This window comes from Flavobacterium sp. (genome assembly GCF_043779715.1).
GTDB lineage: Bacteria > Bacteroidota > Bacteroidia > Flavobacteriales > Flavobacteriaceae > Flavobacterium.
In genome coordinates this window covers 1-15,998 of record NZ_JAYWDT010000175.1, presented here as the reverse complement: position 1 = coordinate 15,998, position 15,998 = coordinate 1, and the positions used below count along the sequence as shown (strand labels likewise).

Below are 15,998 nucleotides of genomic sequence, written 5' to 3'. Positions count from 1 at the left end.
TTTTCAGATTTATTTTTTGATTGTTGGAAGTTCTCACCAAAGCTTCTGGTTTTAAAATCTTCTCGAATTTTTACTTTGTCTTTTATGTTTTGATATACTTTTTCGACTCTTTTTAATGCTAGTGAATCGTTGTATTGGTTGGTTCCATCTTCGTCAGTATAACCATTTATTGCTAATACTTTACTTGTTGAATTTTGACTTATCCAAGTTTGAAGTTCATTATTTTCTGATGCTGACAATTCGTATTTATTACTATCAAAATACACAGAAAATTGCTCCTGCGCATTTGCTAGATAAATATTTACCAAAAAAAATATGTAGATAAAAAGTTTCTTCATTTAATTAATTAACCCAATTTATGGAAAAATATTGTTGATTAATGAAAAACAATACAAATAAAAAAGCCATTTGATTACTCAAACGCCTTCAAATATAAAGTAAAAGTCGCAAGTCATAAAATTTTAAAGTTATAAAGTCTATTTATTTTGGGATTCTATTTTTGATAGAACAAAAAAAGTCGAATATCTGAAACTTTCAGACATTCGACTTTATGACTTTTGACTAATTCTTATTTCGTAAACAACAACTCTCTATATTTAGTTAATGTCCAACTTTCGTTATCTACTAACAATTCTAGTTTGTCGCAGTGTTCGCGAATATCATCAAAAAATGGTTTTACAGCATCACAATATGATTCGGCCATTTTTTGAGCATCGGTAATAATGTTTGCTTTTTTACGAGCTTCTGTCATTGCTTCTACTTTGGTATTAATACCTTCAATATGTTCGGAAATTTCTTTGATTAAAACGATTTGTTCTTTACCAATTTTTTTGAATTCATCACCAAAAATATCTTTTAATCCTTTTACATTTTCTATTAATGTGTTTTGGTATTTAATCGCAGTTGGAATCACGTGATTACGAGCAATATCACCTAAAACACGACCTTCAATTTGAATTTTCTTAGTATATTCTTCCAATTCGATTTCGTAGCGAGCCTCAACCTCAACATGGTTCATAACGTTCATTTCTGAAAATAAATCTAATGCTTGTTTAGAAACTTTAGCTTTCAATGCTAATGGAGTAGTTTTAAAATTACTCAATCCACGTTTTTTAGCTTCTACTTCCCAAGCATCGCTATAACCATCTCCTTCAAAAAGAATCTTTTTAGAATTTTTGATATATTCCCTTAAAACATTGAAAATTGCATCATCTTTTTTCATGTCTTTGGTTTCAATCAAAGCGTCAACTTCTTTTTTAAAATCTTTCAATTGTTTAGCAACTATTGTATTTAAAGTTGTCATAGCATTGGCACAATTTGCAGAAGAACCAACGGCTCTGAACTCAAATTTGTTTCCTGTAAATGCAAATGGTGACGTTCTGTTTCTATCAGTATTATCTAAAAGTACGTCTGGAATTTTACCAACAACGTTTAGTTTTAAATCTGTTTTTTCTTCCGGAGATAATTTTCCAGTTGTTACACCTTCTAATTCCGCCAAAACTTTTGTCAATTGTTCTCCAATAAATACCGAAATAATTGCTGGTGGTGCTTCGTTTGCTCCTAATCTGTGGTCGTTAGTTGCAGTGGCAATAGCAGCTCTTAACAATTCTTCATAATCATTTACCGCTTTTATAGTATTGATAAAAAATGATAAGAATTGTAAATTACTCATTGGCGTTTTACTTGGACTTAATAAATTAATTCCAGTATCAGTAGCTAATGACCAGTTGTTGTGTTTCCCCGAACCGTTTACCCCTTTGAAAGGTTTTTCGTGAAATAGAACTTTAAAATCATGACGCTCCCCTACTTTTTGCATCACATCCATTAATAATGAATTGTGGTCTACAGCAAGATTTGTTTCTTCGAAAATTGGAGCCAGCTCAAACTGATTTGGTGCCACTTCGTTGTGACGTGTTTTTACTGGAATGCCAAGATACATACATTCTTGTTCCAACTCACGCATATAATTTAATGCTCTTGTTGGTATCGAACCAAAATAATGGTCGTCTAATTGTTGTCCTTTTGCCGAAGTATGTCCTAGCAAAGTTCTTCCTGTCATCAAAATATCAGGACGAGAATTTGCTAAAGCAGTATCTATCAAGAAATATTCTTGTTCCCAACCTAAAGTGGCAGTTACTTTTTTTACATTTTTATCAAAATATTTACAAACATCTACCGCCGCTTGATCTATCGAATGTAAAGCACGTAATAATGGTGTTTTGTAATCTAAAGCTTCGCCTGTATATGATATAAAAACTGTTGGAATACATAATGTTGTACCAAAGATAAATGCTGGAGATGTTGGATCCCAAGCAGTATAACCACGAGCTTCAAATGTATTTCTGATTCCTCCATTTGGAAAACTTGAAGCATCTGGTTCTTGTTGAACAAGTTGTGCGCCACCAAATTTTTCGACTGCATCGCTTCCATCATAAGAAGTTTCAAAAAAAGCATCATGTTTTTCAGCAGTTGTTCCCGTAAGTGGTTGAAACCAGTGTGTATAATGGGTTACACCTTTAGACAATGCCCATTCTTTCATTCCCATTGCGATATAATCGGCTAACTTTCTGTCAATTTTTGTTCCATGCTGCACGGCATCTTTCACTCCTTTATGCGCATCTGAAGTAAGAAACTGCTTCATTGCTTTGTCATTAAACACATTTGCACCGAAAATGTTCGACTTTCTGTCGGCTTCTTCAAATTTTACAGGTTTTCTACCTGATGCTTCTTTTAATGCTTGAAAACGAATTGTTGACATAAAAATTGATTTTTATAAGTTATACCCTATTTATTTTAATGCAAAGATATAAATATTTATTAAAATAAAGTTTTGACCCCTATTTTTTTAGGGTAAAAATTTTTTATTAATTAAAAATTAAAAAAAGATAAATATTGAAATCCAATTTTATAAGAAATTCTAAAAGATTATATTTGCATCAAGGATTATCATTATTTTAAAGCTCAATTTTTTTGAGACTTTTAATTTTTAATTCGTAATTTTTAATCGAACAATATGATAGTTTGGATTTTATTTTTCGCAATGGTTTTGGTGATTTTAGCACTTGATTTAGGAGTTTTTAACAAAACGCCTCATATTATAAGTACTAAAGAAGCCAGCAAATGGACTGCAATTTGGGTTTCGTTGTCTTTTGCATTTTCGGGTATTATTTATTGGTTATACGGAACTGATTATATTGCAAATCCGAATAATCTAACCCAAACTGGCGCTGCTTTAAAATTTATAACAGGATATTTAATCGAATTGTCATTAAGCGTAGATAATATTTTTGTAATCGCAATTATTTTTACTTCATTCAAAATACCACAAAAATACCAACACAGAGTTTTATTTTGGGGAATTCTTGGCGCTATCTTTTTCAGAGGTTTAATGATTTCTTTTGGAGTTATTTTGATTAATAAATTTAGCTGGACAACCTATCTTTTTGGAGCGTTTTTATTATTTACAGCTCTAAAAATGTTATTCTCTAAGGACGAGGAAGATTTTGATCCTAAGCACTCATTCGTTTATAAAACAATTGGAAAATTAATTCCTATTACTCACGAAAGTCATAAAGAACATTTTTTTATTAAAATTAATAATAAAAATTTTGCTACGCCTCTTTTTGTAGCTTTAATAGTAATTGAAGTGATGGATGTTTTGTTTGCTGTAGATAGTGTCCCTGCGATTTTAGCGATTACTTCCGATCCTTTTCTTGTATTTAGTTCTAATATTTTTGCTATCCTAGGTTTGCGTTCTATGTATTTCTTCTTGGCTAATATGCTAGAAAAATTTAGTTATTTAGAGTATAGTTTGATTGCTATTTTGAGTTTTGTAGGTCTAAAAATGCTATTGCATGATTATATTGAAATTCCCGAATGGGCATCGCTAGGATTTATAGCTGTTTCGTTATTGGTTGGGATTTTAGTCTCGTTAAAAATGGGAAGCGAAACCGAACTAAATGATTAATTTTTTTGATTATTTGAATCAATAAACGTTTTCAAATATTTACTAAAATCTAAAACATACATTTCTTGCGGGTTATTAGCCAATACAAACTTCAGATGTTCATTTGTTATATAATAATGTAATCCATCATTTGTAGAGATTCCTTCTATTTGCAAAAAACGAGTTTTCAATTTTAGTTTTCTTTTATTGGCGGCAAAAAAATTATTTTCTTTAAAATCATAAAACAAATTAACAAATGGTTTTCCGTTTCTAGTGTATCCGCAAAGTACCAAAACATTTTTTGAGTTTAAATAAGTTGCTCCTGTCACTAAACCTTTAATATTGTAAACTTCTTTTTGTTGCGCAATATACTTTCCTGGCGTTTTTGGTAATGAATAAATTGTGGTTTGCTTGGTTTTCCATTCTTTAGTAAAAAGATAAATACTATCCTGTGTAACTACAAAAGCTTCACAATCGAAATTGGTTTTGTTGGCAAATTGTCTAGTAAAATTAGTTTGATTTGAATATTGAAATTCAATTTTATCTATTACTGGATTTTTTGCTAATAATGTCTTTTTTTCGATTCGTAAAATATGCAAATCTGTTCGATTACCCGATGCATTATTTCCGAAATCGCCTATGTATAAATAATTTTCGTCTTGTGATATTTCTTCCCAATCTGTATTTGTAAAATTTGGCAAATTGTAGGTTTCTAGAATCTTCCCATTTATGGTATCTAAAGCATACAAATTTGTATCTGTATCATCATTGTGTGTCCAAAGCCTATTATTGAAACGTATGAGTCCCGAAGTTTCTTTTAATATTTCATTTAATGAAAAAGAAGAAGTAAGATTGATTGTTGCATTTTTGTAGACACAACTTCCATCATTGATAGTCGCTTTAGAATTATAGTTTTTCGACAAAACATCGGTACAACCTAAAGTTTGCGATATTCCTTCTATAGAAATTAGAATACAAAATAATAGTAGTCGAAAGTTCATAAATCCTTTTTTACAAATGTACTATTTCAGGAAATAAATTTCATAAAAAAAGAGATTGCATTACACAATCTCTTTTTGACCAAACATATAAACTAAACTAATTTCTATTTTTTATTATTTTCGAATCATCAAGATTGTAGGCTTTTACAACTGCATTATAATTCTTAAAATCTACACTATTTGATGTTTTATTACCAAAATATCCTGGCACAATTACGATTCTAAAGGTTTGATTTTGTGTCCAATCTGATGACAATGTACTCAAATCGAAGTTGGCACCAAGAAAAACATTAACATCGTAATTTGTAAAATCGAAGTTATAATCCAACTCACCACTTGCTCCTAAATAATAAGTTTGTGGCATTTGTCTCCAAACATCGGCACCATTCACAACATCATACAGGTGATATACCAAAACCATATCCGAAGTATAAATAGGTCGACTGAAAGTAATTAGTTTTTTATAATTATTTCCTGAATTGAAAGAAACTGTATATTCAAGAACTTCACTAATAGTATCGTTATCCGTTTGCACTGGGGCTGGTGGAGTGTCATTTACTGTACAACTTTGTAGCGCTATCATACTGATAAAAGCTAGCAATAAGGTAATTTTTTTACTCATGCTTTTCATATTTAATTTTCGGAATTCGTGAATCTTCGATTTCATGATTTTGTGGTTTAATGATTAATGTTATTTAATGCTATTCATTAACTGTGCCAAAGTTTGTTTTTTTGATAAAAAAAGAAAAACCTTTCATTTCTGAAAGGTTTTAAATATAAAATACTTCATTACTTACAATAGTAAACGCTACATATTTCTTCGATACTGCCCACCAACTTCAAACAATGCACTAGTGATCTGTCCTAACGAACAAACTTTTGTAGCTTCCATTAAGTGTGCAAATAAGTTTTCGTTTTTGATAGCTGCTTCTTGTAATGTGTTTAAATGTTCTTCCACTTTATTAGCACTTCCTTTGTGCAAATTAGTTAACATATCTATTTGATATTGTTTTTCTTCTTCAGTTGCACGAATTACTTCGGCAGGAATTACAGTTGGAGAACCTTTAGAACTCAAGAATGTATTTACACCAATAATTGGGAATTCACCTGTATGTTTCAAGGTTTCGTAATACAAACTTTCTTCTTGAATTTTCGAACGTTGGTACATGGTTTCCATAGCACCAAGAACGCCACCACGTTCAGTAATTCGGTCAAATTCTGCTAAAACAGCATCTTCAACTAAATCGGTTAATTCTTCGATAATAAATGAACCTTGAATCGGGTTTTCGTTTTTCGCCAATCCTAATTCTTTGTTAATAATCAACTGAATCGCCATCGCACGACGTACAGATTCTTCCGTTGGAGTTGTAATTGCTTCGTCATAAGCATTGGTATGCAACGAATTACAGTTGTCATAAATCGCATACAAAGCTTGTAATGTTGTACGAATATCATTAAAATCGATTTCTTGTGCATGCAACGAACGACCCGATGTTTGAATATGATATTTCAGCATTTGGGCTCTTTCGTTGGCTCCGTATTTGTTTTTCAAGGCTTTCGCCCAAATTTTACGTGCAACACGACCTATAACTGCATATTCTGGATCGATTCCGTTTGAGAAAAAGAACGAAAGATTTGGTCCAAAATCATTAATATTCATACCACGACTCAAATAATATTCTACGTAAGTAAACCCATTAGAAAGTGTGAATGCCAATTGCGTGATTGGATTAGAACCCGCTTCGGCAATATGATAACCCGAAATAGAAACTGAATAAAAATTTCTTACATTTTCTTTGATGAAATATTCTTGTACATCACCCATTAATCTCAAGGCAAATTCGGTCGAGAAAATACACGTATTTTGCGCCTGGTCTTCTTTAAGAATATCAGCTTGAACGGTTCCACGAACTTGAGATAGTGTTCTTATTTTAATATCATTATAAACATCTGAAGGCAAAACTTGATCGCCAGTAACTCCCAAAAGCATTAACCCCAAACCATCATTTCCTGCAGGAATTTCCCCTTGGTAACTTGGTCTTGTAATTCCTTTTTTTTTATAAATTTCATTTATTTTTTCTTGAACCTCAATTTCAAGATTATTTTCTTTGATGTAAAATTCGCATTGTTGGTCGATAGCGGCATTCATAAAGAAACCTAATAACATGGGAGCTGGTCCGTTTATCGTCATAGAAACCGATGTCATGGCATGAACCAAATCGAAACCTGAATACAGTTTTTTAGCATCATCTAGACAACAAATAGAAACACCTGCATTTCCAATTTTTCCGTAAATATCAGGACGAACATGAGGGTCATTTCCGTATAACGTTACGCTATCGAAAGCGGTAGAAAGCCTTTTTGCTGGCAATCCCGCGGAAACATAATGAAAACGTTTGTTGGTTCTTTCTGGCCCACCTTCGCCCGCAAACATTCTACTTGGATCTTCTCCTTCACGTTTGAATGGATATAATCCTGAAGCAAAAGGGAATTCTCCTGGTACATTTTCTTGCAAGTTCCATTTTAGAATATCACCCCAAGCTTGGTACTTTGGTAATGAGATTTTTGGAATCTGAGAATGTGATAAACTTTCGGTATGTGTGGCAATTTTTATCTCCTTATCACGAACTTTGAAAGTGTAAAAAGGGTTTTTATATTTATTAACTTTCTCCTCCCAGGTAAGAATTACTTCCCAATTGTAAGCATCTAAATCCATTTTTACTTTATCAAATTGATTTAGAAGTAAATTAAGAAATATTCTGTTTTCGGCATTTTTTTCACTTTCGATAGCAGAAGGCAAAACAGAACTGTCGTCGATACCAGATTTTTCAATAATTGGTAATTTTCCAGAAACAGATTCGATAGTTTTATAGATTCCGTATAATTTCTGAGCTACTTCTTGTTGCGTTTTTGCAGTTACATCATATTTTCTATTATTCTCAGCAATTTCAGACAAATAACGTGTTCTATGTGGCGGAATTACAAAAATTTTCTCGCTCATTTCACGAGTTATTTTGAAAGTCGATTTTAGATCTGAATCTGTTTTTTCGACAATTTTATCCATTATGGACTTATATAACGTATTCATTCCTGGATCGTTGAACTGTGAAGCTATAGTCCCGAAAACTGGCATATCATCCGGACTTACATCCCACAAATTATGATTGCGTTGGTATTGTTTTTTGACATCACGAATGGCATCTAGTGCACCTCGTTTGTCAAATTTATTTAATGCTACCAAATCGGCAAAATCTAACATATCGATTTTTTCCAACTGAGTTGCAGCTCCAAATTCTGGTGTCATTACATATAAAGAAACATCAGAATGATCCATGATTTCGGTGTCAGATTGACCAATTCCAGAAGTTTCTAGGATTATAATATCATATTTTGCTGCTTTTAGCACTTGAATGGCTTCGGCAACATATTTAGATAAAGCTAAGTTTGATTGACGAGTAGCCAACGAACGCATATAAACTCTAGGATTGTTAATAGCATTCATACGAATTCTATCTCCAAGCAAAGCTCCTCCTGTTTTACGTTTTGATGGATCGACAGAAATTAATCCGATGGTTTTTTCTGGAAAATCGATTAAGAAACGACGAACTAATTCATCTACCAATGATGATTTTCCCGAACCACCTGTTCCTGTAATTCCTAATACTGGAATTTTTGAGGTTTCGTTTTGCTTGTGAATTTTATCGAAATAAGGTTTTGCTATTTCTGGAAAATTTTCGGCAGCAGAGATTAAACGAGCAATTGCTGTTGGGTTTTTTTCTTCAATATGTGATAATTCGCCGTTTAGTTTGTCTCCAACAGGAAAATCGGAACGTTGCACTAAATCGTTTATCATACCTTGTAATCCCATGGCACGACCATCATCTGGTGCATAAATACGAGTAATTCCATAGTCTTGCAAATCGGCAATTTCGCTTGGCAAAATAACACCGCCACCGCCACCAAATATCTTAATATGACCTGCTCCTTTTTCCTTAAGCAAATCGTACATGAACTTAAAATACTCATTATGACCACCTTGATATGAAGTAATAGCAATAGCATTTGCATCTTCTTGAATAGCTGTATTTACAACTTCTTCGACGCTACGATCATGACCAAGATGTATCACTTCTACTCCTGTAGCTTGAATTATTCTTCGCATGATATTTATCGCTGCATCGTGACCGTCGAAAAGTGCTGCTGCAGTTACTATTCGTACTTTGTTTATTGGAATATAAGGTATTTGTGGTTCCATTTTGAGGATTTGATATTTTTGAGTAGCAAATTTACAATTTTTTTGTGAAATTATTTATGTAGATAACAAAATTGAATTTAGTTGTTTTTAACACAAAAGTCACAAAAGAAATGATTAAAATTTGAACCATATAAGGATTATAAGTTCATTTAAGAAATGTCTTAAAAAATTTGAAGGATAATAAAATACTGTTCCAATTTAGCCCCGATAGTAGTGGAAATCCTGTATCGTCTTTTAGGACGAGACAGATTGTAACGAATAGCGGGACCAAAGTTGAAAGAAATCACAAAGTTTGTGCTTCTAAATAAAATATTGGCTCTATTTTTGTTTATGAATCTGAAAAACACATTTCCTTATGAAAAAAATATTTTTACTAGCTGTTTTCATTCCGATGATTGGTAATGCGCAATTCAAAGACCTAATAAAAAAAGGACAAAGTAAAATATCTACTATTACTAAAACCAATTCTGGGATAGATATTTCTGCTGGTTTGAAAGAAGCACTGAATAAAGGTGTTACAGATCAGGTCTCTAAACTAACTGCTCTAGATGGTTTTTATAAAAATGAAGCAGTAAAAATAATCATGCCTGCCGAATTGCAAAAAGTAGATAAAACTTTGAGAAAATTGGGGATGAGCAGTTTAGCTGATGATGGAATTAAAGCTTTGAATCGTGCCGCAGAAGATGCTGTGAAGGAATCTACTCCGATTTTTGTTTCAGCAATAAAAAATATAAATTTTAGTGATGCCAAAAACATTTTAATGGGCAAAGAAAATGCTGCTACTGCTTACCTGCAAAATGCTACTACCAAAGATTTATATACAAAGTTTAGTCCTGTTGTAAAACAATCTATTGGGAAAGTAGGCGCCGATGTGATTTGGTCAAATATAATTACTAAATATAACGCCATACCTTTAGTTAATAAAGTAAATCCAGATATTACTGATTATGTCACAAACAAAGCTCTGGACGGCGTTTTTAAGATGATTACGGTCGAAGAAAAAAACATAAGAACTAACTTAGGCTCAAGAACTTCTAATTTACTACAACAAGTTTTTGCAATGCAAGACAAAAAATAATATATTCTAATTATGAAAAAATCGATATTATTACTGGCAATTATTCCTTTTTTTGGTTGTGCCGAATTACAACAAGTCGCTAATCAATTGCCGGGGATTTTAGAACAGGGAAATGTAGACATTGCAGGTGGTTTGAAGGAAGCACTGAACAACGGAATCTCGAAACAAGTAACAAAATTGACAGCTACCGATGGTTTTTTTAAGAATGAAGCGGTAAAAATTTTATTGCCTGAGGAATTGAAAAAAGTAGATTCGGGTTTAAGAAAAATTGGCATGAGCAAACTGGCTGATGATGGTTTGAGAGCGATAAATCGTACTGCTGAAGATGCTGTAAAAGAAGCCACTCCAATTTTTGTTAATGCTGTAACTGGAATGAGTTTTACCGATGCTAAAAATATTTTGATGGGAAACGACAGTGCTGCTACGACTTACTTGCAAGGTTCGACATCGACTGCTCTGTACGGAAAATTTAATCCAGTGATTAAGAATTCATTTGCAAAAGTTGGTGCCGATAAAATATGGACACAAATCATCACTAAATATAATAGCATACCGTTGGTTAAAAAAGTGAATCCAGATTTGACCGATTATGTTACAAACCAAGCGATGAATGGCGTTTTTAAAATGATTGCTATTGAAGAAAAAGAGATTAGAACCAATATAAATGCTAGAACTTCTAATTTATTGAAGAATGTTTTTGCAATGCAAGATAAGAAATAATACAATTGAATAAAATTCTTTTTTTTAACATTTAGCAATAAAATAACATTGCTTTAACGTTAAATTATAAAAATATTTACGTACTTTGTATAAGAATTCATAGAATTTTGTTTGGTTTGGTTAGTTTATAAGAAAATCAGCATTTAGGTGCTGATTTTTTTGTTTTAAATATCCTTAATATAGTCTTCATACTCAAGGAAAAATCGTTCTAACTTATCCATTTTCTCATTAAAAAAATCGAATATTTCGTCCCAATATAGTCTGTTACTTACACTAACTTCAAGTTTTTCAACCCAAATGCGACTGATGGTTTTTTCGCTTTCGAGAGTGTATTTACTTTCAAAAACCAAATCCTTGATATATTCTTCTTCCAGAATAGTTTTTAGCGATTCTAATTTTTCAAAATAAGATTTTCTTTTTTCGGCGTCACGCATTTCTATATCAATAAGAACTTGTGCTTTTTTATTATCGACAAAAAACTTAAAAGAAAAATCTTTAACTTTTGTGTCATACAAAATCCATTTTCTTGGATATTTCTCGGCAAATGAAATCCAGAATTCTCGTTTTAATCTTTGGGCTTCTTCTTTGGTATACATAATTTATTATAATGTAAGAATTTGGAACTTGAAATATTTAAGCTATCTTTATAATTGTGTTTTTTCTGAACCAGTAAATTAATTTCTTTTTAAAAATTGCGAAATGGATTTTTCAGATTTTTTAAAATATGTGCCAAAAATAGCAAAAGAATCGCTACCAGCGACTATTGCGCATGCAAAAATGATTCCGCCAGAAAGAATAGAGTTGTTAAACAACCAAGATTTTTCGCAAATTATTCCCAAGAAAGCAGCGGTTTTGATGCTTTTGTACCCAAAAAACAGTATCACGCATTTGGCATTAATAGTTAGAAATTCTTATCCCGGAATTCATGCTTCGCAAATTGCATTTCCCGGAGGAAAAGTCGAAGATTTTGATTTATCACTTTCCGAAACTGCTTTACGAGAAACACATGAAGAAATTGGGGTTGCCGCAAAAAAAGTAACTGTAATTAAAGCCTTTACTGAAGTTTATATTCCGCCGAGTAATTTTCTTGTTTCCCCGTTTTTAGGTTTTTCCGAAGAAGAACTTTCGTTTACTTTAAGCCCTGATGAAGTCGATGAAGTTATCGAATTACCATTATATCAATTCCTTGATGAAAAAATCGTTATTACTGTGAACATGTCGACTTCCTACGCTTCAAACATTCAAGTTCCTGCTTTTCAGATAAATGACCATTTAGTTTGGGGAGCTACCGCCATGATGATGAGCGAGTTGAAAGAAATTCTAAAAAAAGTCTTATAACTTAATAGTTTTCGTAAATTTGTAGTTCACTTTTTTTTATAAAATTATGGGATTATTTAAGAGGAATCCTTTTGGACATATACTTTTTCTGAAAAAATGGTTAATCCGAATTTTTGCTGCTATTACACACCGACGTTACAGAGGATTTAACGAATTGCAAATAGACGGTTCGGAAATCATTAAGGCTTTGCCCGATACAAATGTTTTATTTATATCGAACCATCAGACTTATTTTGCTGATGTTGTTGCTATGTTTCATGTTTTTAATGCCAGTTTGAGCGGTCGTCAGGATAATATTAAAAACATAGGTTACATATGGCAGCCCAAATTAAACATATATTATGTTGCAGCAAAAGAGACCATGCAATCTGGTTTATTGCCTAAAATTCTATCTTATGCAGGAGCAATTTCAGTAGAAAGAACTTGGCGCACAGGCGGTAAAGATGTAAACGAAAAGGAGAAAAAAGATGTAAATCCTAACGATACCGAGAATATAAAAATTGCTTTGGCAGATGGTTGGGTAATTACTTTTCCGCAAGGGACCACTAAATCGTTTAAACCTGTTCGTAAAGGAACGGCGCATATTATAAAACAACACAGACCTATTGTTGTTCCCATTGTTATTGATGGTTTTCGTCGTTCGTTTGATAAAAAAGGCCTTCGAATGAAAAAGAAAGGAATCCTTCAAACATTCACCATCAAAGAACCTTTAGATATTGATTATGATAACGATACGATTGAAGAAATTGTCGAAAAAGTAGAATATGCTATCGAGCAACACGCCTCTTTCCTAAAAGTAATTCCGGCCGAAGAAATCGAAGAACAAGAAGAGTTGAATAGATTGCGCAAGTGGCAATATTAATATTCTATTTTTTGTAATTCGTTATAATTTTTCTTTAGTCGGTTCAATAAGAAACCGTATAGCAGTCTATAAATCAGCCAAAATCCACCTATAAAAATGGCAGTAACTGCAATTACTCCTGCAAAGGCACCTATATAAACGCCAGTTGTCATAACTTTATGCTGTTCTAGAGCAACTTTGCTTAATATTTGGTCTATAACAAAAGAATAGACAACTAATAAAAATATTGTTCCTGCTACTAAATTGAAAATGATGTAGCTTTTTACAATTTTTCTCGCATCTAATATGTTTTGCATTAGCAATTTAACATTATCAATAGTAGAAATCCCCCTATAAGCCCTATAGAATCTATAGATAAAATAAATGGCAACCATCCATATCAAAGCTGAAGCTATTTGATAAAATGTGAATATCCCAGCTGATTTTAATAATTCTATAGTGTCTTTGTGACTTTTTGTAAAGTTCATTCCTACATTCAAAAGTATTCCAAATGTAAATTCAATGATACTGATGATAAATATCCATTTCACTGCAGAAGAAGAGGTTTTATGCAACATAGCATAAATTTCCTGCTCCGAAAACTTCGGATAATTGTCATTCTTATTCCAATCTTTTTTTAATAAATCCAACTCTTTCATATATTCCTTTTCCTTACGGATTAATAATTTTCTTCAATTTGCTCTTAATTCGGTTCATTTTTACTCTAGCGTTTACTTCGCTAATACCTAATGTTTCAGAAATTTCGGTATAATCCTTATCCTCAAGATACATAAAAACCAAAGCTTTCTCAATATCATTCAATTGTTTAACCGCTTTGTACAACAATTTCAAATGTTCTTCCTCTTCATAATTATACTCCTCTTGTAGTACAAAATGCTTGCCAGTTTCAAACTCGATTGTATTTACCGTTTTGGTACTTTTTCTGTATAAAGTAATCGCAGTATTTAGCGCCACACGATAAGCCCAAGTAGAAAATTTAGAATCGCCGCGAAACTTAGGAAAAGCCTTCCATAACTGAATCGTGATTTCCTGAAACAAATCATTATGTGCATCTTCGCCCTGAGTATATAACCTACAAATTTTGTGAATTATATTCTGATTTTCCTTTAGTTGCGTAACAAACGACTGCTCTAATGCATTACTCATATTAGGTTAGTAGTATTAATAGTAAGTTTGTTACAAAGTAAAACAATAAATATTTAGGAGCACAATATTCCAGTTTTTTTCAACCATTTTCCCGCTTTTCGTTCCAATCCTCGTCTCGTCCCAAAAGACGAAACTTCGGGATTTCCACTGTAATCGGGGCTAAAATTAGCATTCAAATTCTAAAAACCTTTGTACCTTTGTACCTCAGAACCTTAGAGCCTAAAAATGAACATTCCACAATCAAACTTACCTCGCATAGTCATTATAGGTGGCGGATTTGCAGGTATTGCCATCGCAAAAAAACTAAGAAACAAAAACGTTCAAGTTGTGTTATTAGACAAACACAATTACCATACTTTTCAGCCTTTATTATACCAAGTTGCCACTGGCGGACTCGAAGCAGGTTCTATCGCCTACCCTATTCGCAAAGTCATTCAGGAATACAAAGATTTTTATTTCCGATTAACCTCTGTCAAAGAAATTGACACCCCAAACCAGAAAATAATTTCCGAAATAGGCGAATTGCATTACGATTATTTGGTCATTGCAACAGGTTCAAAAACCAATTATTTCGGTAACAAAGAAATCGAACGCAATTCGATGGCAATGAAAACCATTCCGCAATCCTTAAATATTCGCAGTTTAATTCTCGAAAATTTCGAACAAGCCGTTCTCACCAAAGATGTGGCCGACAAAAATAGCTTAATCAATTTTGTATTGGTTGGCGCAGGACCAACAGGAGTTGAACTTGCAGGCGCATTAGCAGAAATGAAAAAAGCCATTCTTCAAAAGGATTACCCAGATTTAGATGTTTCTAAAATGGAAATCAATCTGGTACAAAGTGGCGACAGAATCCTAAATACGATGAGCGAAAAATCATCGATAGCTGCCGAAGAATTCCTGTTGAGTTTGGGTGTAAAAATCTGGAAAAACGTTCGAGTAACTAATTATGACGGACGTACAATTTCGACCAATTCTAATCTTACTTTCGAAACTGCTACTGTAATATGGACAGCTGGTGTGCAAGGTGCAGCCATTGCTGGTCTCGATGCAAAATCATTAGTAGAAAAAATAGAGCGCATTCGTGTAAACCAATACAATCAGGTTGTAGGTTACGATAATATTTTTGCTATTGGCGATATCGCTTCTATGGAAACCGATAAATATCCGCAAGGCCACCCCATGATGGCACAACCGGCTTTGCAACAAGGTGATTTGTTGGGAGAAAATTTAATAAAACTCATTCTAAAACAACCTTTAAAACCTTTCGAATATAATGACAAAGGTAGTATGGCAACTATTGGAAGAAATAAAGCCGTGGTCGATTTGCCTAAATATCATTTTAATGGTGTTTTTGCTTGGTTTGTTTGGATGTTTGTGCATTTATTCTCGCTAATAGGTTTCAAGAATAGAGCCGTTGTTTTTCTAAATTGGGTGTACAATTACATTCGTTTTGATCGTGAAGGAAGATTGATTATTAGACCTTATAAAAAGAAAAGTTTTACGACTTTTACGAGTGATGAAATATAATTTTAAATTATCAATAATAAATATGTTAAAATAATAAATATAATTCAATATTTATTATATATTTGCATTATCAAAAATAAATTTGATAACAAATAAATAATAAAAATGGAACAAAACTTACC

14 protein-coding genes are annotated in these 15,998 nt (G+C 32.5%); 6 read left to right on the top strand and 8 right to left on the bottom strand.

The features are described 5' to 3' along the window. Together ACH2BG_RS08495 and ACH2BG_RS08490 are read right to left on the bottom strand one after the other, a co-directional pair. The coding region (locus ACH2BG_RS08495; RefSeq protein WP_395047267.1) for an OmpA family protein at positions 1-308 on the bottom strand (308 nt) is incomplete at its 3' end. Positions 309-568: 260 nt separating this feature from the next. After that, a complete protein-coding gene (locus ACH2BG_RS08490; RefSeq protein WP_395047266.1) occupies positions 569-2,758 on the bottom strand; it encodes a glutamine synthetase III in 2,190 nt (729 codons plus the stop codon). 255 nt (positions 2,759-3,013) lie between these two features. Between ACH2BG_RS08490 and ACH2BG_RS08485 the strand changes: the two genes are divergently transcribed. Next, positions 3,014-3,967 (top strand): TerC family protein, encoded by a 954-nt coding sequence (locus tag ACH2BG_RS08485; protein WP_395047265.1) that lies wholly within the window; start codon positions 3,014-3,016, stop codon positions 3,965-3,967. On the opposite strand, the gene ACH2BG_RS08480 is transcribed toward ACH2BG_RS08485, so the two are convergent. From ACH2BG_RS08480 to ACH2BG_RS08470, 3 genes are all read right to left on the bottom strand, one after another. Next, the gene (locus ACH2BG_RS08480) at positions 3,964-4,947 is read right to left on the bottom strand and encodes a T9SS C-terminal target domain-containing protein (RefSeq protein ID WP_395047264.1); all 984 of its coding nucleotides are present in this window, start codon (positions 4,945-4,947) and stop codon (positions 3,964-3,966) included. The two genes, ACH2BG_RS08485 and ACH2BG_RS08480, sit on opposite strands and share 4 nt — an antisense overlap. Before the next feature lie 97 nt (positions 4,948-5,044). Beyond that, the gene (locus ACH2BG_RS08475; protein WP_395047263.1) at positions 5,045-5,614 is read right to left on the bottom strand and encodes a hypothetical protein; all 570 of its coding nucleotides are present in this window, start codon (positions 5,612-5,614) and stop codon (positions 5,045-5,047) included. A gap of 141 nt (positions 5,615-5,755) precedes the next feature. Next, on the bottom strand, positions 5,756-9,202 hold the full coding sequence (locus tag ACH2BG_RS08470; protein WP_395047262.1) for a methylmalonyl-CoA mutase family protein: 3,447 nt from the start codon (positions 9,200-9,202) through the stop codon (positions 5,756-5,758). Positions 9,203-9,557: 355 nt separating this feature from the next. On the opposite strand from ACH2BG_RS08470, the gene ACH2BG_RS08465 reads away from it, so the two are divergent. Then, the gene (locus ACH2BG_RS08465) at positions 9,558-10,280 is read left to right on the top strand and encodes a DUF4197 domain-containing protein (RefSeq protein ID WP_395047261.1); all 723 of its coding nucleotides are present in this window, start codon (positions 9,558-9,560) and stop codon (positions 10,278-10,280) included. Positions 10,281-10,292: 12 nt separating this feature from the next. Next, entirely contained in the window at positions 10,293-11,000 is a 708-nt protein-coding gene (locus ACH2BG_RS08460) for a DUF4197 domain-containing protein (RefSeq protein WP_395047260.1), read from the top strand. A 164-nt stretch (positions 11,001-11,164) separates the two neighbouring features. On the opposite strand, the gene ACH2BG_RS08455 is transcribed toward ACH2BG_RS08460, so the two are convergent. Continuing rightward, entirely contained in the window at positions 11,165-11,596 is a 432-nt protein-coding gene (locus ACH2BG_RS08455; protein WP_395047259.1) for a DUF4268 domain-containing protein, read from the bottom strand. A 103-nt stretch (positions 11,597-11,699) separates the two neighbouring features. On the opposite strand from ACH2BG_RS08455, the gene ACH2BG_RS08450 reads away from it, so the two are divergent. Together ACH2BG_RS08450 and ACH2BG_RS08445 are read left to right on the top strand one after the other, a co-directional pair. Beyond that, positions 11,700-12,338 (top strand): NUDIX hydrolase, encoded by a 639-nt coding sequence (locus tag ACH2BG_RS08450; RefSeq protein ID WP_395047258.1) that lies wholly within the window; start codon positions 11,700-11,702, stop codon positions 12,336-12,338. A gap of 46 nt (positions 12,339-12,384) precedes the next feature. Continuing rightward, a complete protein-coding gene (locus ACH2BG_RS08445; RefSeq protein WP_395047257.1) occupies positions 12,385-13,200 on the top strand; it encodes a lysophospholipid acyltransferase family protein in 816 nt (271 codons plus the stop codon). Here ACH2BG_RS08445 and ACH2BG_RS08440 read toward each other — a convergent pair. Both ACH2BG_RS08440 and ACH2BG_RS08435 read right to left on the bottom strand, forming a co-directional pair. Next, entirely contained in the window at positions 13,197-13,838 is a 642-nt protein-coding gene (locus ACH2BG_RS08440) for a hypothetical protein (RefSeq protein ID WP_395047256.1), read from the bottom strand. The genes ACH2BG_RS08445 and ACH2BG_RS08440 overlap by 4 nt on opposite strands. A gap of 13 nt (positions 13,839-13,851) precedes the next feature. Further along, the gene (locus tag ACH2BG_RS08435) at positions 13,852-14,346 is read right to left on the bottom strand and encodes an RNA polymerase sigma factor (RefSeq protein WP_395047255.1); all 495 of its coding nucleotides are present in this window, start codon (positions 14,344-14,346) and stop codon (positions 13,852-13,854) included. Between the two features lie 225 nt (positions 14,347-14,571). Here ACH2BG_RS08435 and ACH2BG_RS08430 point away from each other — a divergent pair, with 225 nt between their 5' ends. Next, a complete protein-coding gene (locus tag ACH2BG_RS08430) occupies positions 14,572-15,876 on the top strand; it encodes an NAD(P)/FAD-dependent oxidoreductase (protein WP_395047254.1) in 1,305 nt (434 codons plus the stop codon). Positions 15,877-15,998 lie beyond the last annotated feature (122 nt).